18 protein-coding genes are annotated in these 17040 nt (G+C 67.1%); 11 read left to right on the top strand and 7 right to left on the bottom strand.

Going from position 1 to position 17040, the window contains the following annotated elements; all coding sequences use genetic code 11:
• Positions 1–5: 5 nt before the first annotated feature.
• Entirely contained in the window at positions 6–1043 is a 1038-nt protein-coding gene (locus BT264_RS08745; protein WP_072438159.1) for an aldo/keto reductase, read from the bottom strand.
• A 133-nt stretch (positions 1044–1176) separates the two neighbouring features.
• On the opposite strand from BT264_RS08745, the gene BT264_RS08740 reads away from it, so the two are divergent.
• The 6 genes from BT264_RS08740 to BT264_RS08715 all read left to right on the top strand — a co-directional run bounded on the left by BT264_RS08740 (position 1177) and on the right by BT264_RS08715 (position 5751).
• Positions 1177–2064: a LysR family transcriptional regulator gene (locus tag BT264_RS08740; protein ID WP_072438161.1), complete on the top strand. Its 888-nt coding sequence runs from the start codon at positions 1177–1179 to the stop codon at positions 2062–2064.
• 179 nt (positions 2065–2243) lie between these two features.
• A complete protein-coding gene (locus tag BT264_RS08735; protein WP_034181860.1) occupies positions 2244–2543 on the top strand; it encodes an ArsR/SmtB family transcription factor in 300 nt (99 codons plus the stop codon).
• Between the two features lie 29 nt (positions 2544–2572).
• Positions 2573–3925 (top strand): pyridoxal phosphate-dependent decarboxylase family protein, encoded by a 1353-nt coding sequence (locus BT264_RS08730; RefSeq protein ID WP_072438163.1) that lies wholly within the window; start codon positions 2573–2575, stop codon positions 3923–3925.
• A 184-nt stretch (positions 3926–4109) separates the two neighbouring features.
• Positions 4110–4577, top strand: coding sequence for a cupin domain-containing protein (locus tag BT264_RS08725; RefSeq protein ID WP_072438165.1), 468 nt, complete (start codon positions 4110–4112; stop codon positions 4575–4577).
• Positions 4578–4625: 48 nt separating this feature from the next.
• On the top strand, positions 4626–4898 hold the full coding sequence (locus BT264_RS40445) for a glycoside hydrolase domain-containing protein (protein WP_110281324.1): 273 nt from the start codon (positions 4626–4628) through the stop codon (positions 4896–4898).
• A gap of 31 nt (positions 4899–4929) precedes the next feature.
• Positions 4930–5751, top strand: coding sequence for an SDR family NAD(P)-dependent oxidoreductase (locus BT264_RS08715; RefSeq protein WP_072438167.1), 822 nt, complete (start codon positions 4930–4932; stop codon positions 5749–5751).
• Positions 5752–5926: 175 nt separating this feature from the next.
• Here the strand turns inward: BT264_RS08715 and surE are convergent, their stop codons facing one another.
• The 3 genes from surE to BT264_RS08700 form a co-directional block, all read right to left on the bottom strand.
• Entirely contained in the window at positions 5927–6706 is a 780-nt protein-coding gene (gene surE / locus BT264_RS08710) for a 5'/3'-nucleotidase SurE (RefSeq protein ID WP_072438170.1), read from the bottom strand.
• 209 nt (positions 6707–6915) lie between these two features.
• Positions 6916–7224, bottom strand: a complete 309-nt coding sequence (locus tag BT264_RS08705; RefSeq protein WP_034181866.1) for an AzlD family protein — start codon at positions 7222–7224, stop codon at positions 6916–6918.
• Positions 7217–7951 (bottom strand): AzlC family ABC transporter permease, encoded by a 735-nt coding sequence (locus BT264_RS08700; RefSeq protein WP_072438172.1) that lies wholly within the window; start codon positions 7949–7951, stop codon positions 7217–7219. The genes BT264_RS08705 and BT264_RS08700 overlap by 8 nt, the downstream gene beginning before the upstream one ends.
• A 125-nt stretch (positions 7952–8076) precedes the next feature.
• On the opposite strand from BT264_RS08700, the gene BT264_RS08695 reads away from it, so the two are divergent.
• The 3 genes from BT264_RS08695 (at position 8077) to BT264_RS08685 (ending at position 10158) form a co-directional block, all read left to right on the top strand.
• Complete coding sequence (locus BT264_RS08695; protein WP_006749370.1) at positions 8077–8535, top strand: Lrp/AsnC family transcriptional regulator; 459 nt, start codon at positions 8077–8079, stop codon at positions 8533–8535.
• Between the two features lie 219 nt (positions 8536–8754).
• Positions 8755–9324 (top strand): hypothetical protein, encoded by a 570-nt coding sequence (locus BT264_RS08690; RefSeq protein WP_072438174.1) that lies wholly within the window; start codon positions 8755–8757, stop codon positions 9322–9324.
• A 144-nt stretch (positions 9325–9468) separates the two neighbouring features.
• A complete protein-coding gene (locus tag BT264_RS08685) occupies positions 9469–10158 on the top strand; it encodes a YebB family permuted papain-like enzyme (protein WP_072438176.1) in 690 nt (229 codons plus the stop codon).
• Between the two features lie 41 nt (positions 10159–10199).
• Here BT264_RS08685 and BT264_RS08680 read toward each other — a convergent pair whose 3' ends face one another.
• From BT264_RS08680 to BT264_RS08670, 3 genes are all read right to left on the bottom strand, one after another.
• Positions 10200–10487 (bottom strand): helix-turn-helix domain-containing protein, encoded by a 288-nt coding sequence (locus BT264_RS08680; protein WP_072438177.1) that lies wholly within the window; start codon positions 10485–10487, stop codon positions 10200–10202.
• Positions 10474–10815: a type II toxin-antitoxin system RelE/ParE family toxin gene (locus tag BT264_RS08675; protein ID WP_072438178.1), complete on the bottom strand. Its 342-nt coding sequence runs from the start codon at positions 10813–10815 to the stop codon at positions 10474–10476. Before BT264_RS08675 ends, BT264_RS08680 begins: the two co-directional genes overlap by 14 nt.
• A gap of 215 nt (positions 10816–11030) precedes the next feature.
• Positions 11031–11663, bottom strand: coding sequence for a LysE family translocator (locus tag BT264_RS08670; RefSeq protein WP_072438180.1), 633 nt, complete (start codon positions 11661–11663; stop codon positions 11031–11033).
• Between the two features lie 295 nt (positions 11664–11958).
• On the opposite strand from BT264_RS08670, the gene BT264_RS08665 reads away from it, so the two are divergent.
• Positions 11959–13731: a ShlB/FhaC/HecB family hemolysin secretion/activation protein gene (locus tag BT264_RS08665; RefSeq protein WP_256260593.1), complete on the top strand. Its 1773-nt coding sequence runs from the start codon at positions 11959–11961 to the stop codon at positions 13729–13731.
• Between the two features lie 6 nt (positions 13732–13737).
• Positions 13738–16878 carry a two-partner secretion domain-containing protein gene (locus BT264_RS08660; protein WP_256260592.1) on the top strand — a complete coding sequence of 1047 codons (3141 nt, stop codon included), beginning with the start codon at positions 13738–13740 and terminating at the stop codon, positions 16876–16878.
• Positions 16879–17040 lie beyond the last annotated feature (162 nt).

Below are 17040 nucleotides of genomic sequence, written 5' to 3'. Positions count from 1 at the left end.
ACCCCTTACCCGCGCATCGGCGGATTGAGTCGCGCGAACGCCTGTTGCCGGCGATACGGGAAGTACGGATACGGCGCTTGCACCGCGCTCGCCGCGTCGAGCGTCGCGACCTGCGCATCGGTCAGCGACCAGCCGACCGCGCCGAGGTTCTGGCGCAGTTGTTCCTCGTTGCGCGCGCCGATGATCACCGACGACACGGTCGGTCGTTGCAGCAGCCAGTTCAGCGCGATCTGCGGCACGGTCTTGCCGGTTTCCTCCGCGATCGCGTCGAGCGCATCGACCACGTCGTACAGGCGCTCGTCGTCGACCGGCGGCCCGTAGCTGGCCGTTTCATGCAGGCGGCTGCCTTCGGGCAGCGGCGCGTTGCGGCGGATCTTGCCGGTGAGCCGGCCCCAGCCGAGCGGGCTCCACACGAGCGCGCCGAGGCCCTGGTCCGCGCCGAGCGGCATCAGGTCCCACTCGTAGTCGCGGCCGACGAGCGAGTAGTAGACCTGGTTCGCCACGTAGCGCGACCACCCGTAGCGATCGGCTGCCGCAAGCGATTTCATGATCTGCCAGCCCGCGAAATTCGATACGCCGATGTAGCGCAGCTTGCCCGCGCGTACGAGATCGTCCAGCGTCGACATCACTTCCTCGACCGGCGTGCCCGCGTCGAACGCGTGCAACTGCAGCAGATCGATGTAGTCGGTGTCGAGGCGGCCCAATGCGGCGTCGACGGCGCGCACGAGCCGTGCGCGCGACGTGCCCGCGTCGTTCGCGCCATCGCCGGTCGGCAGGCCCGTCTTCGTCGAAATCAACACCCGGTCGCGGCGGCCCTTGAGCGCCGCGCCGAGCACGCGTTCGGATTCGCCGTCCGAATACACGTCGGCGGTGTCGAACAGGTTGACGCCGGCTTCCAGGCAGATGTCGACCAGGCGGCGCGCTTCGTCGACGCCCGTGTTGCCCCACGCGCCGAACAGCGGGCCGGTGCCGCCGAACGTGCCGGCCCCGAAGCTCAGGACGGGAACCTTGAGGCCGGAGCGGCCGAGCGTACGGTATTCCATGTGCGTTTCCTTTGAATGGTCGAAGCCCGGCGCGTGCCGGACGTGCGCCCGTCGGCGGAATCACACTGTATCGCTTGCGGATATTTCAGATAATTGGGCAGAATTCGAAAATATCCTTCGGATAAGGCGAATAATGCTGCTCGATAACCTCGCGCTGTTCCTGCGCATCGTGGAAAAGGGCGGACTGGCCGCGGCCGGTCGCGAGGTCGGCCTGTCGCCGGCCACGGTGTCCGAACGGCTGGCGGCGCTCGAGCGCCACTACGGCGCGGCGCTGCTTACGCGCACGACGCGCGCGATCAGCCTGACCGACGAGGGCCGCACGCTGGTTGCCGGCGCGCGGCGCCTGCTGGCCGAGGCCGGCGAACTCGAAAGCCGCGTGCGCTCAGGCGTACAGACGCTGTCGGGGCCCGTGCGCCTGAGCGCGCCGGCCGATCTCGGGCACGAGCGCGTCGTGCCTGTCGTCGACGCGTTCCTGGCCGAGCATCCGGGCGTCACGGTCGACCTGCACCTCGGCGACGGCTACGTCGATCTCGTCGGGCAGGGGCTCGATTTCGCGATCCGTCGCGGCACGCTCGCGGACAGTTCGCTGCACAGCCGTTCGCTCGGCCGCGCACGGCGCGCGGTGTGCGCGTCGCCCGCGTATCTCGCTGCGCACGGCACGCCACGGCATCCGGACGATCTCGCTGCGCACGATTGCATCGTGATGCGTTTCGGGCCCGACCTGTATGCCGAATGGCCGTTCAGCATCGATGGCGAACTGAAGCGCGTAATGGTGCGTGGCCGGCGCGTAGCCAATGACGGCGCGCTCGTCCGCGCGTGGTGCATCGCGGGGCACGGCGTCGCGCTGAAGTCGCTGGTCGACGTCGAACGGGATCTGGCGTCCGGCGCGCTCGTCGAGGTTCTGCGCGCGTTCTCGCCGGGCGACGTCGATTTGCAGATCGTCTATCCGGGCAGTGCCGTGCAGCCGCGGCGCGTGCGCGCGTTGATCGAGCGGCTGGCGCAGGCACTGGCGGGGGCGTAAAGGCGCGTTGCTCGCGCTGCCTGCGGGAGGGTGTGGCAGCCGTTTTGCCGCGATCGCATCGAATGCCGATGTCGTGATCCCGAACGTGACGCGACAGCCTGAAATCGGACCTCGATCAGATTGCCCACGTTTCGTCATTTAGCTAACATGCGAAACGTTAAACAAAGCCTTCCAACCCCATGGACGACGTCACCCGCATCAGCGCACTGGCCAACGAAAGCCGTCTGGCCGTGATGCGCTGGCTCAAGCAGCCGCGCAAGCATTTCCCGCCGCAGCCGCACGGCGATTTCGACGAACTCGGCGTGTGCTGCACGTACATCACCGAGAAGCTCGGCATCGCGCCGGCCACGACCACGCGCCACATGCGCATCCTCGCGGATGCCGGGCTCGTGCAGGCGACCCGTGTCGGCAAGTTCACGTATTACAAGCGGATCGACGGCGCGCTGCAGCAGCTCGGCCGCGATCTCTCGCAACTCTGATTCGACCGATCCCCACCGAGGCAACCGATATGGACGAACTTGCATTGCTGGCCGACGCCGACCGGCGCGCGCACGCGTACCTGGCAGCGACGAACGACCGGCGCGCGTTTCCCGATGCGGCCGCGCTGGCCGGTCTCGCCGCGTTCGACGAGCCGCTGCCCGATACGGGCCGCCCGGCCGACGACGTGCTGCGCCTGCTCGACGAGCAGGGCTCGCCCGCGACCGTCGCGTCGAACGGCCCGAACTACTTCGGCTTCGTGATCGGCGCCGCGCTGCCGGCCGCGGCGGGGGCCGAGCGGTTGATGCTCGCGTGGGATCAGTGCGCGTCGTCGTATGCGAATTCGCCGGTGGCCGCGACGATCGAGCGTCAGGCCGCGCGCTGGGTCGTCGACGCGCTTGCGTTGCCCGAAGGCAGCGCGGTCGGTTTCGGCACGAGCGCGACGGCGTGCACGCTCGTCGCGCTGGTGGCCGCGCGGCGCGCACTGCTTGCACGCAAGGGCTGGGACGTCGACGAGGACGGCCTGATCGGCGCGCCCGAGGTGAAGGTCGTGATCTCCGAGCTTGCGCACATCACGGTGAAGAAGGCGCTGCGCGTGCTCGGCTTCGGGCTGAAGCGTCTCGTCGTCGCGCCGGTCGATGCACACGGTCGCATCGACCCGGCGCAGTTGCCGCCGCTCGACGACATGACGATCCTCTGCTTGCAGGCCGGCGAAGTGAACACCGGCGAATTCGATCCGTTCGCGGCGTTGATTCCGCCTGCGAAGGCGGCCGGCGCATGGGTGCATGTGGACGGCGCGTTCGGCCTGTGGGCACGCGCGTCGTCGAAACGCGCGCTGACGGACGGCATCGACGGCGCGGATAGCTGGACGACCGACGGCCACAAGTGGCTCAACACGCCGTACGACGGCGCGATGGTGATCTGCCGCGACGCGGACGCGCTCGCGACCGCGATGAACAGTGATGCCGTCTACCTGAGCGGCGCGCAGGACGCGCAGAAGAACCTGAACCTCGAATTCTCGCGGCGTGCGCGTGGCATTCCCGTGTGGGCCGCGCTGCGCTCGCTCGGCCGTGCCGGGCTGGCCACGATGGTCGAGCGGCATTGCGCGCAGGCATCGCGTGTCGCGGACGGCCTGTGTGCGGCCGGCTACGACGTGCTGAACCGCGTCGTGCTGAACCAGGTGCTGGTGCGCGCCGGCACGGACGAGGAAACCGTCGCGATCCGCGAGGCCGCGCAGGATTCGGGCGACGTGTGGTTCGGTGCAACCGTGTGGCAGGGGCGTCCGGCGTTCCGGATCAGCGTGTCGTCGTGGCGCACGGAAGACGCGCACATCGATCGGCTCGTGGCGCTGCTGACTGAACTGCGCGGCACGCCCGTGCGCTGACGGGTGGCGGGGCCGGAGCGGCGGCGAACCGGCGTCGCCATGCGATGCCGTGTCTCCACGCGGCCGGAAATGTCGGACAATGCCGGGGCGCGCCCATGCGCCGCGTCGCCCGTTCGACGGCTGCCCGTTCGCCGGCCCCGGGTGGCGCGTCCAACCGATGCAGTCACGCCAACGAGAGCCCCCCATGTCGATCACCCCTCCCCGGGAATTGCTGAAGGCCGCCGATATCGCGAAGATGGAACCGACGCGCGCCGTGCATTCGCTGAATCCCAATGCCGTTCGTTTCAAAAGACCGCTCAGCGACCTGACCGGTATCACGCAGTTCGGCTTCCACCTGCTCACGCTGATGCCTGGCCACGAATCGGCCGAATACCACCGTCACCTGTACGAGGAAGAATGCGTGTACGTGCTGTCCGGCACGGGGACGGTCACGATCGGCGAACGCCCTTACGACGTCGGGCCCGGAGATTTCCTGGGCTTCGCGCGCGGCGGTGAAGCACACACGCTGCAGAACACGGGTGACGTGCCGCTCGAACTGATCGTCGCCGGGCAGCGCCTCGAACACGACGTGTGCGAATACCCGAGAATCGGCAAGCGGCTGTACGTGGCCGGCGAGCTCGAGGATTTTGTCGATCTGCCGAAGCAGCGCTGAGCCGATCGGCGATGCCCTGATGCAGGCTGCAGGTCACCGCGCCCGGCGATCGCTGGGTCAAGCGGTTGTGACGATCGTCGCTGCCCCCGTTTTCGCTGGTATCACGGCTCGTGCGGCTGGCCTGTATCGACGCGAGAGCGATCGTGTCGGACCGGCTTCCCGATTCCCGGCAGCGACGATTGCGGCCAGCTTTCCGCGTGGTACGTGCTGCCCGTGCCCGGCATCTGTTCGCTGAACCCGGTCGGTAGCGTGTTTTGCCTCGGTACGCCGCTGTTCGAGGAAGTGACGATGGATATCCTGCTCGCGTCGTCGCGCTTATGATGCGGGAACGCCACCGACAGGGTTCCCCGATATGGACGCGCCGCTCCCGCCGATGCATGCCCCGATTTCCGAAACGGAGCCTGAAACCGAAGCCGCTGCCGAGCCGCGCGCGTCGCGCCTGCATCGGCCCGTCGCGCTCGTCACCGGCTCGACGTCGGGGATCGGCGCGGCCATCGCGCGCCGCCTGACGGCGGACGGCTATGCGGTGATCCTGCATTCCCGCAGTTCGGCCGACATCGGACGCGCGATGGCGCGCGAACTCGGCGCGGCCTACGTGCAGGCCGATCTCGCCGACGATGCCGGGCGCGTGCGGCTGATCCGCGACGCGCTCGCCGTGCACGGGCGGCTCGACGTGCTCGTCAACAATGCGGGGATTAGCCGCGTGATTCCGCATGAGGACCTCGCGGCGGCGACGCCCGACGTGTGGCGCGAGATACACGAGATCAACGTGATCGCGCCGTTCCGGCTCGTCGCCGAAGCACAGCCCGCGCTGCTCGAAGCGGCGTCGCGCGGGCGGGCCGGTTGCGTCGTGAACGTCAGCTCGCATGCGGGCGTGCGGCCGAAAGGCGCGTCGATTCCGTATGCGGCGGCGAAGGCCGCGCTCAATCACACGACGCGGCTGCTGGCGCGCACGCTCGCGCCGGCGATTCGCGTCAATGCGGTCGCGCCGGGGCTGGTCGATACGCCGCTGACCGCCGGCTGGACCGAAGCACAGCAGCTCTGGCGAGAACGCGCGCCGATGCGTCGCGCGGCGACGCCGGACGACATCGCGCAGACGGTCGCGATGCTCGTCGCGTCCGATTACGTGACGGGCGAGATCGTGATGCTCGACGGAGGATTGAACCTGACGTGACGCCGTGCGGGCGGCCGCGTACGCGACGTTGTGCGCCGACGCGACCGGGCAACGGGGTCACCTCGCGCAGGCGTCGTGCGCAAGCGCCGAAGCGGCCGCCCGGCCAAAGCTGCCGAAGCAGCCAACCCAGCCAACCCAGCCAACCCAGCCAACCCAGCCAACCCAGCCAACCCGATCAGCCGAGATTCGACCGCAGCCGCGCGAGCGCGCCGTCGTGCGTGCGCTCGAACTTCAGCGGCGTGACGGCCATATACCCTTCGCCCAGCGCGACCGTTTCCGAATCCGCGTCGTCGTCGCGCGGCGCGCGCGCCAGCTTCAGCCAGTGATAGTCGATCTCGCGCGGGTCGCGGCCCGACACGATCTCGACGCCCTGCAGCGTGCCGGCGCCCTGGTTCGTCACCTTCAGCCCGCGCACGTCCTGCGCGGGGCGTGCCGGGAAATTCACGTTGAGGCACGCGTCGTTGTCCCAGCCGGCGGCGACGAGCCGGCGAATGACGTCCGGCGCATGCGCGAGCGCCGTGTTCCACGGCACCGCGTTGCGATCGGCGAACGCCTGGCTCAGCGCGATGGCCGGCACGCCGACCAGCATGCTCGTCATCGCGGCGCCGACCGTGCCGGAAAACACCGTTTCGGTGCCGAGATTCGCACCGCGGTTCACGCCGGACAGCACGACGTCGGGCCGCGCGTCCTTCATCAGGTGGCTGACCGCGATCGCGACGCAATCGCCGGGCGTGCCGCGCACCGCGAAGCGGCGTTCGCCCTTGCGATGCACGCGCAGCGGCTCGTGCAGGCTCAGCGAATGCGACGTGCCGCTCTGGTCTTCGGCCGGCGCGACGATCCACACTTCGCGCGCCAGTTGCGTGGCGACCTGTTCGAGCACGTCAAGGCCGGGGGCGTCGAATCCGTCGTCGTTGGTCAGCAGGACGCGGTCGAAAAGCGGGCGGGTTTCTTGCATCGGAGCGGTCCTCGCGGAGATGGGCGATGAGAGGGAAGTGCAGCGTGGCGCAAGCCACAAGGCTAGCATCCCGGCGTGAGAATCGTCGTGTCGTGTCGCCGGCGCGGACGTGAAAACGGGCGCGTCGCGCGCCCGTTCGTCGGTGGAGGTGCCGCGTGCGCGGCGAGTCGGAACCTGGAGCCTGTTCCCGCTATCAGCGGGAACAGGCCCTATCCGATCAGGTGCCGCAGCAGCCCCGCCGACACGACGCCGACGATGACGGTCGGCAGGATCGACAGGCGTGTCGCCGCGAGCAGCGTGATCGCGAGCGCGAGCAGGTCGGCCGGGCGCGTCGACACGAAGGCCGGCGCGATCACCGAGATCAGCACGCAGCCGGGCACGTTCTCCATTACCGATGCCATCCGCGGGCTGAGCGTGCGGTTGCGCAGCAGCACGTAGCCGAGGATGCGCGACAGGTAGGTCGTCGAGGCCATCAGCACGATCGTCGCGACGGTGCTGAAATCCGGAAGCTCAGGCATCGCGCGGCTCCCACCGCAGCGCGGCGATCAGTCCCGCGCACGCGCCGGCCGCGACGTACCACGCGCCGGGCACGGCCAGGTGCGTGGCTGCCGCGACGACCAGGCTCACGAACCACGGGCGGCTCGCGCGCATCCCTTTCCACATCCCGCGCAGCAGCACCAGAAACACGGCCGTGAACGCCATGTCGAAGCCGTACTGCTCGACGTTGCCGATCGTCGGGCCGACCGCCGCGCCGAGCGTGGTCATCGAGATCCACGTGAGGTAGAGCCCCGCGCAGATGCCTGCGTAATAGGGGACGCTGATGTGCGTGGCCGAGCGCGAGCGCGCATCGGCGAGCGACATCGCCCAGCTCTCGTCGCACATGAAGAACAGCGCCGCGAACGCGCGGCGGCGCGGCAGGCGCCGGATGTACGGCGCGAACGCGGCGCCCATCAGGATGTGCCGCGAGTTCACGAGGAACGACATCGCGACGATCAGCGCGATATGCGGCGGCGACGTCCACAGATGGATCGCCGCGAATTCGGACCCGCCGCCGAAGTTCAGGCCCGTCATCATCGGTACCTCGAACAGGCTCAACCCTTTTTGCGCCGCCTGCGCGCCCAGCACCAGCGCGAACGGCACGAAACCCAGCATGACGGGCAGCGCCGCGCGCAATCCGCGCCCCATCTCGGCGACATAGGCGGGCTTGTCGCGAAGCCCGGACGACGTTGAAACGCTACTGCTCATGACTCCTCCTTCGGGGGAGGGATTGTCTGCTTTTTTGACTCGAATCGGGTTGCGTTGTCGCCATGGATTTCGGAGAATTTGGCATTGAACGCGTGATTTGAGAATTTTTTGGAATCTGATGCCAAATGAAACTTGATGCCATCGACCGGCGGATCCTCAGCGCGCTCCAGCGCGACGGCCGCATGCAGAACGTGGAACTCGCGCACGAGGTCGGGCTGTCGCCGTCGCCGTGCCTGCGGCGCGTGCGGCTTCTCGAGGAAGCGGGCGTGATCGAGAAATACGTGGCCGTGCTGAATCCCGCGAAGGTCGGCAAGGGGCTGACCATCTTCACGCGCGTATGGCTGAAGGGGCAGGACGCGGAATCCGTGAACCGTTTCGCCGATGCCGTTCAGCAGATGCCGGAAGTCGTCGAGTGCCACCTGATGGCCGGCGACTGCGATTTCCTGCTGCGCGTCGTCGCGGCCGACATCGACGACTACCGGCGTTTCCAGATGGAAACCCTGACGCGCATCCCGGGCGTGCTGAGCGTGAAGACCGATATTCCGATGCAGAAGGTCAAGCTCACGTCGGCGCTTCCGACCTAGCGCGGCGCGTGCGTGCGGAGACGAGTCGACGAACGGTCACGGCTCGGCGACAATCGCCGGATAAACTGGCGTGTCACGCCGCTTCGAGCGTATTGCTCGCACCGCCGTGCGACGTTCGATGCACAAGCAACTAACGGTCAATGTCGATGCGATCGGGCAGGCGGCGCCGCGCGCCGGGTCATGCGCCGGCGCGGATGCGTTTCTTCTTGTCGGGTCACCATGCAGCCATTCAACAATCCGTGGAATTCGCTGGAAATCGTCAAGCTCGTGCTCGGCGTGCTGACGCCGCTGTCGGTCGCGTGTCTCGGCTGGCTCGTCGCGCGCCGGCTGAAGCGGCTCGAACTCGTGCAGTGGACCAACCAGCGGCTGATCGAGAAGCGGCTCGCGCTGTACGACGCGGTCGCGCCGCAGCTCAATGCGCTGCTGTGCTTCTATACGTGGATCGGCTACTGGAAGGACATCTCGCCGGACGACGTGATCCGCGCGAAGCGTGAGCTCGACCGCACGTTCCACATCTACCGCTATCTGTTCGACGAAGATGTGTACAACGCGTATCACACGTATATTCACGCGCTGTTCGACATGCACACGGGCCCGGGCCGCGACGCGCGGATCCGTTCGCTGATCCAGGCGCCCGACGGCGACCGCAGCGTGCACGGCTCGTATGAATGGAAGCCGGCGTGGTCCGATCGTTTCGCGACCGCGAATGTCGTGCCCAGGGACGACGTGCTGCGGCATTACACGCAACTGATGGAACGGTTGCGCGTGGCGCTGGGCGCGACGCGCTGACCGCTCGGCATCGCGCGCCACGCGTCTCGCCGGTATCGAATTTCGCTACCCGGCGGCGCGGATTCTCACCCTCGCGCATGCAGCGGATGCGGTGCGCGGCTGCTGCTGACATGCTCGCGCCATGTTCACTCGCGCGAGGTTCGTATGGTTGTCGATACCGGCTGCCGGCCGCTCATGATTCGCTCGCCCGGCGCGGGCCGGCGGCGTCTTTTCTCCGTCGGTTCTCCCGAACCGCATGACATGCCGTTGCCGGTCGAGCCGGAGATCGGCGACATCGTGTTCATCCGCGTGACGGTGCGGCCGTTTCTCGAAGTGGCCAGCGCAACGCGCTCGTGGACGAATCACGTCGGGATCGTCGTCGGCGAGCGCGGCGGCGAGGTACTGGTTGCGGAGAGCACGTTTCCGCTGTCGCGCGTCACGACGATGTCGCGGTTTCTCGCGCGTTCCGATCGCGGCGCCTGCGTGATCGCGCGCCTGAAGCAGCCACTCGATGCCGCGCAGCGAAGCCGGCTCGTCGACGCGGCGATGCGCCGGGTCGGCGTGGTCTACGACACGGGCTTCAATCTCGCGTCGCGCCGGCAGTTCTGTTCGCGTTTCGTTCGAGAAGTGGTGCGCGACGCGACGCGGATCGCGCTCGGCGACGTCGAGACCTTCGACACGCTGCTGCGCCGGAATCCCGATCATCCGCTCGGTTTCTGGAAGGTCTGGTACTTCGGCCGGATTCCGTGGCAGCGCCGCACGGTGACGCCGGCGAGCTTGATGGGCAGTCGGGAACTGCGCGTGGTGGCGGATACGCGCGATTGCGCCTGCGATGTGTTCGAGGACAGAGAATAGAGCGGAAGCGCGGAGGTGAGCCGTCAGTCGTCCGGTGTGACTCAGGCAAAAGAGATCACGAGTTTCTTTCCGCACGCGGCTGCATACTTGCGCAGTGTTTCAATCGACGGAGAGTGCTGGCCTGTCGCGAGCGCGCGTTCGAGCCGCGTGACGGCAGGCGCCTTCGTGCCCATGCGCTCTGCCACATCGGCCTGCGAAAGACCGGCGGCTCGCCGGGCGGCCAGCATTGCGTCGAGCAGCGCGAATTCCTCGCGGTTCAGCCGGTCGTATTCGGCGCGTACCTTCGGATCGGACAATGCGCGCTCGCGCAGTGCCTTATAGGTTGCCATATCGAATCTCCTTCAATCGGCGGCGCGCGGTTTCCAGTTCTTTCCCCGGCGTTTTCTGCGTCTTCTTCACGAAGCAGTGAAGCATGACGATCCGCCGGTCGACGGCCGCACAGTAAAACACACGGGCGATACCTTCCAGGCCCTTCAAGCGCATTTCATACAACCCGTCGCCCATCGGCCTGGTGTGAGGTTCGCCCAGATTCGGGCCGTACTGCTCCATACGGTCGGCGAGTGCGAAGAACCTGGCGGTCAGCGTCTTCGGCAACGCAAACACGCCTGCCTCGACTTGCTCGCTGAAGAAATGGATTTCATACGCGACGGTTCGCATGGTAACAAATTTGTTATTTCCTTGCAAGAAGGAGCGCCGTCGTGTTTGTCATGAGGGCGGCTCGTCGAATGCACGGAAGCACCGGAGAAACGTCCAGACGTTTCTCCGGTGCTTCGTTGCTGATGTGCGAGCCAGATTGTTTGCCGGTGACCTGAATTCGACTAGTTATCCGAATGGATATCAGGCCTGCTCGTGTGCTTCGGGAGGCGGCGAGATCAGTTCCGTCCCGCCACCGCGAGTCGCGCGGCGAGCCCCACGAACACCGTGCCGAGCAGGTATTGCGGCAGTTTCGACGGACGGCGGCGCGCGCCGATCCGCTGGCTCAGCCGGCTCGCGGACAGAATCACCGCGCCGTTCACGACGAGCCCGATCAGGTTGAGCACCGTCGCGAGCACGAGAATCTGCACGGCGATCGAGCCGTGCCCGGGCCGCACGAACTGCGGGAACAGCGCGAGCACGAACAGCGCCATCTTCGGATTCAGCAGGTTCGTCGTCAGGCCCTGACGGAAGATCGCGGCGGTCGAGTGCCGGCGCCGCGACGCGACGGGCGATAGCGCGGTCGCGTCCGAACGAAACGTCTTCCACGCCAGATAGAGCAGATAGGCAGCGCCGGCGAAACGCACGATGTCGTATGCGATCGGTACCGCGAGAAAGAGCTGCGACAGCCCGAGCGCGGCAGCGAGCGCATGACAGTAGGTGCCGGCCTGAATGCCGGCGAGCGTCGCGAAGCCCGCGCGCCGGCCCTGGCTCACGCTGCGCGATGCGATCAGCAGCATGTCGGGGCCCGGCGTGGCCGTCAGCGCGAGACACGCGCCCGAGAACAACGCGAGCGTGGAGAAGTCGGTCATTGCAATCCTTCTTGCGTGAGCGGTGTAAAAAGGAATGCCACTTTAGGCGTGCCGCTGCAGGTGGTCAACCGTGCTCGCGCCAGAATCCGGCCGACTGCCGACTTGCTTCCATCCTTCCGATAAAGCGGAAGCCGTTTTTTGCCATTTGGGCATGTCGCGCGGCTGCTCCGGCAATTAACAATTACGTCACGAATTTTCGTACGTGATCTAAATACATGCGGAATGTCTGTCTGTAGCATTCGGCGATTGAGTCACAGTCGGCAAGTGCCTTGTCGGCCAGGTCCGAATGTATTCCATGTGGGTAGATCATATGCAAGTCGTCGACCGCCTTCGGGCCGACATCGGTAGCGTCGAAGCGACGCGGTCGCGCGAGGCCGGTTCGCGTTCGGTGTCGCACGACGTCGGTGTGGTCCCGCGGGTTCGCCACGCATTGTGCGTGGCGCTGATCTGCGGCGGTGCCGCGAGCCTGTTCGAGCCGGTCCATGCGCAAGTGCCGGATGCGGGGCGAGCGATGCGCGATATCGAGGCACCACGGCCGGATCTGCCGCCGGAAGCTGTGCCCGAGCTGACGGTGGCGCCGTCGGAAGAGGCTGCCGAGAGCGCGCCAGAGTCGGGGCCTCGCGTGCTCGTTCGCGCGTTCGCGTTCGACGGCAATACCGTGTTCGGCAACGACGAGTTGCAGCCGCTCGTCGCCGATCTTGCCGGCAGCACGCTGGGATTCGCCGACCTGCAACGCGCCGCCGCGCGCATCACTGCCTACTATCGCCGCCATGGCTACGTGCTTGCACGCGCCTATCTGCCTCGCCAGGACATCGACGACGGCGTCGTGCGTATCGAAATCGCCGAAGGGCGCTACGGCGCAATCACGATCCAGAATCATTCGCGCGTGCTCGGTACCGCGCTGCGCCAGCCGCTCTCGGCGCTGCATCCGGGCGATGTCGTGCGCGGGTCCGGTCTCGAGCGCAGCCTGTTGCTGCTCGACGACCTGGCCGGCGTCGCTGCTCGCGGCACATTGCGTCCGGGCGATATGCCCGGCACCACCGATCTCGTCGTCGACGCCGACAAAGGGCCGCTCGCGTCCGGATCGCTCGAATTCGACAACTTCGGCGACGCAGCGCTTGGGCGCTACCGTGTCGGCGGCAGCGTCGACGTCAATTCGCCGCTGCGGCTCGGCGATCGCCTGAGCCTGCGCGGGCTCGTCAGCAACGAGTTGCAGCGCTACTACCGCGCCGGCTACCAGCTACCGGTCGGGCCCGCGTCGACGCGAGTCGGCGTTGCGTATTCGTCGTTGCGCTACCGGCTCGGCGGAGCATTCTCGGATCTCGATTCCAGCGGCCGCGCGAGCGTGCAGACCGCGTATGTGACGCAGCCGCTCGTGCGCGCGCGAAACCTGAACGTCACCGCGCAGATCCAGTACGAAAACAAGAACCTGCGCGACGACTACGGTGTATTCGACATTCGGCGCGACAAGAACGTTGGCCTGTGGACCTTCGGCATCAGCGGCAACAGTCAGGACGGCTGGCTGGGCGGCGGCCGCAACGGGTTCTCGGTGATGTTCGGCGTCGGGCGGTTGCGCAGCAACGATCCATTCGAAGCGGATGCGCTGAAAAAATCGATCGGCAGCTTTACGAAGCTGAATGTGAGCGCGCTGCGAGTGCAGGCGCTGGGGCGCCGGTTCGAGTTGTACACGCAATTCAGTGCGCAGCTCGCGTCGCGCAATCTCGACGAATCGGAGAAATTCAGTCTCGGCGGCCCATACGGCGTGCGCGCCTACGCGCTCGGCGCCGGCAGCGGCGACCAGGGCTGGCAGGCCAGCGCGGAGTTGCGGTATCTCGTCGCGCCGGGATGGCAGATCAGCACGTTTGTCGACGCCGGGCGCGTGCAGGCCGACAAGTACCCGTGGTCGCAAGGGCGAAACATACAGCACATGCAGGCCGGCGGTGTCGGCGCGAGCTGGTTCGGCGCGAAGCGCCAGGTGACGCTGACGGCCGCGTGGCCGCTCGGCGCGGCGTTCGGCTCGCCGACCCGCGCGCCGAGCGTATGGGTTCAGGCCGCTCAATATTTCTGAGCGCGCGTGATCGGCCCGTCCGACAGGGTGGGTTCTATAAAGCATATTGAAGAGGATACCAAAATGAACAAGGCCTATTCACTGGTGTGGAATGAAGCGCAGGGTGGCTGGTGCGCAGTCGGGGAAACGGCGCGCCGTCGCGGCAAGAAGAGCGGCGGCAAGCGCCTGCTTGCGGCGGGTGTGTCGCTGTTGGGGCTGGCGGCCGCGTCGGGCGCGTATGCGTTGCCGACGGGCGGCGAGATTGCGTCGGGTAAGGCGGACATCGCGACGTCGGCGGACGGCAAGGCGATGTCGATCAACCAGCACACGGACAAGCTGATCACGAACTGGCAGGACTTCAGCGTGGGCGGCGGCGAGCGGGTGTCGTTCCAGCAGCCGACGAACCAGTCGATCGCGCTGAACCGGGTGATCGGGGCGAACGGCAGCCAGATTCAAGGTCAGCTGGACGCGAACGGGCGCGTGTTCCTGGTGAACCCGAACGGCGTGATGTTCGGCGCGGGCGCGCAGGTGAACGTGGGCGGCCTGGTGGCGTCGACGCAGAACCTGTCGGACGCGGATTTCCTGGCCGGTCGCTACCGGTTTGCGGGGACGTCGGGCCAGTCGGTGGAAAACGCCGGAACGATCACGGCGGCGGACGGCGGCAGCGTGGCGCTGCTGGGTGCGCGGGTGTCGAACACGGGCGTGATCCGTGCGCAGATGGGCCGCGTGGTGTTGGGCGCGGGCAATGCGTTCAACGTGAACTTCGACGGCAACGGGCTGCTGAACCTTCAGGTTGAAGGCGGGGCGGTGGACGCGCAGGCGCATAACGGCGGGCTGCTGAAGGCGGACGGCGGGGAAGTGCTGATGACGGCGCGCGCGGCCGGCGATCTGCTGGGATCGGTGGTTAAGAACAGCGGCACGATCGAGGCGAAGGGTCTGAGCAGCCGCGCGGGGAAGATCACGCTGGACGGCGGCGAGGTTCAAGTCGGCGGGATGCTGGACGCGAGCGCGCAGGACGCGTCGACGGCGGGCGGCACGGTGACGACGCGCGGCGAGCGGGTGGCGGTGTCGCGCGACGCGCAGGTGGATACGCGCGCGGCGTCGGGCCGCACCGGCCTGTGGACGATCGAGGCGGCCAACGCCGGGGTCGGCGGTAACGCCGACGTCGCGATCGACGGTGAGATGCTGTCGCGCAACCTGGGCACGACGAACGTTGCGCTGACGAACACGTCGGGCGACCTCAGGGTGAGCGACGCGGTGACGTGGGCAAGCGAAAACGCACTGGCGCTGACGTCGAAAAAGGGCAACGTCGACGTGAACCAGTCGCTGACTGCGAGCGGCGCGAAGGCGGGCGTGACGATGAACGCGGCGCAACAGATCCGCGTCGGCAACAAGGTGAAGCTGACGGGCGAAAACGCGAGCCTGGCGTTGAACGCGGGTAGCGGCCATACGTTGACGAACGACGATGCGGTGGTGACGCTGTCGGGTCGCAATGCGTCGTTCTCGGCGAATGGCGAAGCGTATGACGTGATCCACGATCTCGCGGGGTTGCGCGGTGTCGACGGCAACATGAACGGCCGTTACGTGCTGGGCAATGCGATCGACGGCAAGGGTGCGCAATTCCGCAGCCTCGGCGGCGGCGGCGCATTCGGCGGTGTGTTCGACGGGTTGGGTAACACGATTTCCCGCTTGGCGGTCAATGGCAACGGTCAGTACGTTGGCCTGTTCGGGATGAATCGCGGCCGTATCGCGAATCTCGCGCTCGATTCGCTCACCGTTAGCGGGCCGTCGAACCGAACAACCGCGTCGGTCGGTGCGCTGGCCGGAGCCAATCATGACGGCACGATCTCGAACGTTCGCGCGACGAACACGACGATTTCGTCGACCGGGAATTTCGGCAGCCTCGTCGGTGGCCTCGTCGGCGACAACGTCGCCGGCGTCATCGACGGTGCCCGATTCCAGGGCACCATCGCCGGCAACGATACGGCCGATTCGATCGGCGGCATCGCCGGCAGGAACGCCTTCGGGGCACGGATCACGAACAGCCGGGCCGATGTCTCGATCACGGGCCTGCGATCATCGCACATCATGCGCGACATCGGTGGTCTCGTTGGCACGAATCTGTATGCGACGGTGTCGGATTCGACGAGTGCCGGCAAGATCTCGGTAGGCGATCGCGCGCACGTGGGCGGTCTCGTCGGCCGCACCTTGGGCGGTGTAATCGACAACGCGGTCTCGACGGTCGATGTGTCGGCCGGGAAGTCGAGCTTCGTCGGCGGCGCGGTCGGCCTCAGCGACCACGGCACGATTCGTGGTTCGTCTGCACACGGCATCGTGAGCGCGACGAATGGCAGCACGGTCGGCGGCTTCGTGGGGCTCAACAGAGGCGGTCAGGTTGAGCGCTCGCAAGCGTACGGCGAGGTGAACACGAAGGTCGCGGCAGCCACCGGCGGCTTCGCGGGGGAGAACATCGACGGCGGCGTGCTCGAAGACGTGGCAGCGAATGGACGCGTGAGCGACATCGCTGGCGGTGTCGTGGGAGGCCTGGTCGGCAGGAATGCCGGCATGATCCGTCGGGGCAAGGCGGCAGGCGATGCAAGTGTCGGCGACGCCGGTCGCGCGGGCGGGCTCGTCGCCGTGAACGACGGGACAATCGAACAATCCACGTCGGGCGGAACCGTGCATGCCGGCTCGGAGAGTCGGGTTGGCGGACTCGTGGGCCTGAACCGCGGAACGATTTCGGGGTCGGGCGCGACGGGATCGGTCACTGCGGCGCACGGCAGCTACGCCGGGGGACTGGTCGGCGAAAACACGGGTGCTGTCCGGGACTCGAAGGCTTCGGGCAACGTAACGGCCCTCGGCGGCCTGTTCGTCGGCGGGTTTGCCGGGTGGAATGGCCATGGCGCACTGATCGCCGACTCGGAATCTTCGGGGACGGTCACTACCGCCGCTTCGTATGCCGCCGGGTTCGCGGGCGTGAACTATGGTGCGATCCGTTCGTCGCAGACCAGTTCAATGCTCAATTATCAGGGGGCGCTCTCGGCCGCGATGAGAGGCGGATTCGTGGCATTCAACGCGGGGAACATCGATTCGAGCAAGACGACCGGCGCGGCCGCACGTGAGGCGTTCGCCGGCATCAACTTCGGCCGGATCGACGGCAGTCGGTAATTCCCTTCAGCGCAGGAAGCGAATGCCTCGGGCGGTGCCATGAATCCAACGGTGCCGCCCGCACACGGCATGCCGGTTCCGGGACAGATTGGAGCCGGCGGGCACGGCGCGGACGGATTCATCGTCTGCGGAACGAGCAACGAATATCACCGTTCGACGCTC

The organism is Burkholderia sp. NFPP32 (assembly GCF_900119325.1).
Lineage (GTDB): Bacteria > Pseudomonadota > Gammaproteobacteria > Burkholderiales > Burkholderiaceae > Burkholderia > Burkholderia pyrrocinia_C.
The sequence above is the reverse complement of the archived record's forward strand: the minus strand, read 5'-3'. Positions and strand labels throughout refer to the sequence as shown.

Excerpts from the sequence above, each read along its gene's own strand:
- BT264_RS08745 (WP_072438159.1), bottom strand. The coding sequence starts at position 1,043 with ATGGAATACCGTACGCTCGGCCGCTCCGGCCTCAAGGTTCCCGTCCTG.
- BT264_RS08740 (WP_072438161.1), top strand. The coding sequence starts at position 1,177 with ATGCTGCTCGATAACCTCGCGCTGTTCCTGCGCATCGTGGAAAAGGGC.
- BT264_RS08735 (WP_034181860.1), top strand. The coding sequence starts at position 2,244 with ATGGACGACGTCACCCGCATCAGCGCACTGGCCAACGAAAGCCGTCTG.
- BT264_RS08730 (WP_072438163.1), top strand. The coding sequence starts at position 2,573 with ATGGACGAACTTGCATTGCTGGCCGACGCCGACCGGCGCGCGCACGCG.
- BT264_RS08725 (WP_072438165.1), top strand. The coding sequence starts at position 4,110 with ATGTCGATCACCCCTCCCCGGGAATTGCTGAAGGCCGCCGATATCGCG.
- BT264_RS08715 (WP_072438167.1), top strand. The coding sequence starts at position 4,930 with ATGGACGCGCCGCTCCCGCCGATGCATGCCCCGATTTCCGAAACGGAG.
- surE (WP_072438170.1), bottom strand. The coding sequence starts at position 6,706 with ATGCAAGAAACCCGCCCGCTTTTCGACCGCGTCCTGCTGACCAACGAC.
- BT264_RS08705 (WP_034181866.1), bottom strand. The coding sequence starts at position 7,224 with ATGCCTGAGCTTCCGGATTTCAGCACCGTCGCGACGATCGTGCTGATG.
- BT264_RS08700 (WP_072438172.1), bottom strand. The coding sequence starts at position 7,951 with ATGAGCAGTAGCGTTTCAACGTCGTCCGGGCTTCGCGACAAGCCCGCC.
- BT264_RS08695 (WP_006749370.1), top strand. The coding sequence starts at position 8,077 with ATGAAACTTGATGCCATCGACCGGCGGATCCTCAGCGCGCTCCAGCGC.
- BT264_RS08690 (WP_072438174.1), top strand. The coding sequence starts at position 8,755 with ATGCAGCCATTCAACAATCCGTGGAATTCGCTGGAAATCGTCAAGCTC.
- BT264_RS08685 (WP_072438176.1), top strand. The coding sequence starts at position 9,469 with ATGGTTGTCGATACCGGCTGCCGGCCGCTCATGATTCGCTCGCCCGGC.
- BT264_RS08680 (WP_072438177.1), bottom strand. The coding sequence starts at position 10,487 with ATGGCAACCTATAAGGCACTGCGCGAGCGCGCATTGTCCGATCCGAAG.
- BT264_RS08675 (WP_072438178.1), bottom strand. The coding sequence starts at position 10,815 with ATGCGAACCGTCGCGTATGAAATCCATTTCTTCAGCGAGCAAGTCGAG.
- BT264_RS08670 (WP_072438180.1), bottom strand. The coding sequence starts at position 11,663 with ATGACCGACTTCTCCACGCTCGCGTTGTTCTCGGGCGCGTGTCTCGCG.
- BT264_RS08665 (WP_256260593.1), top strand. The coding sequence starts at position 11,959 with ATGTGGGTAGATCATATGCAAGTCGTCGACCGCCTTCGGGCCGACATC.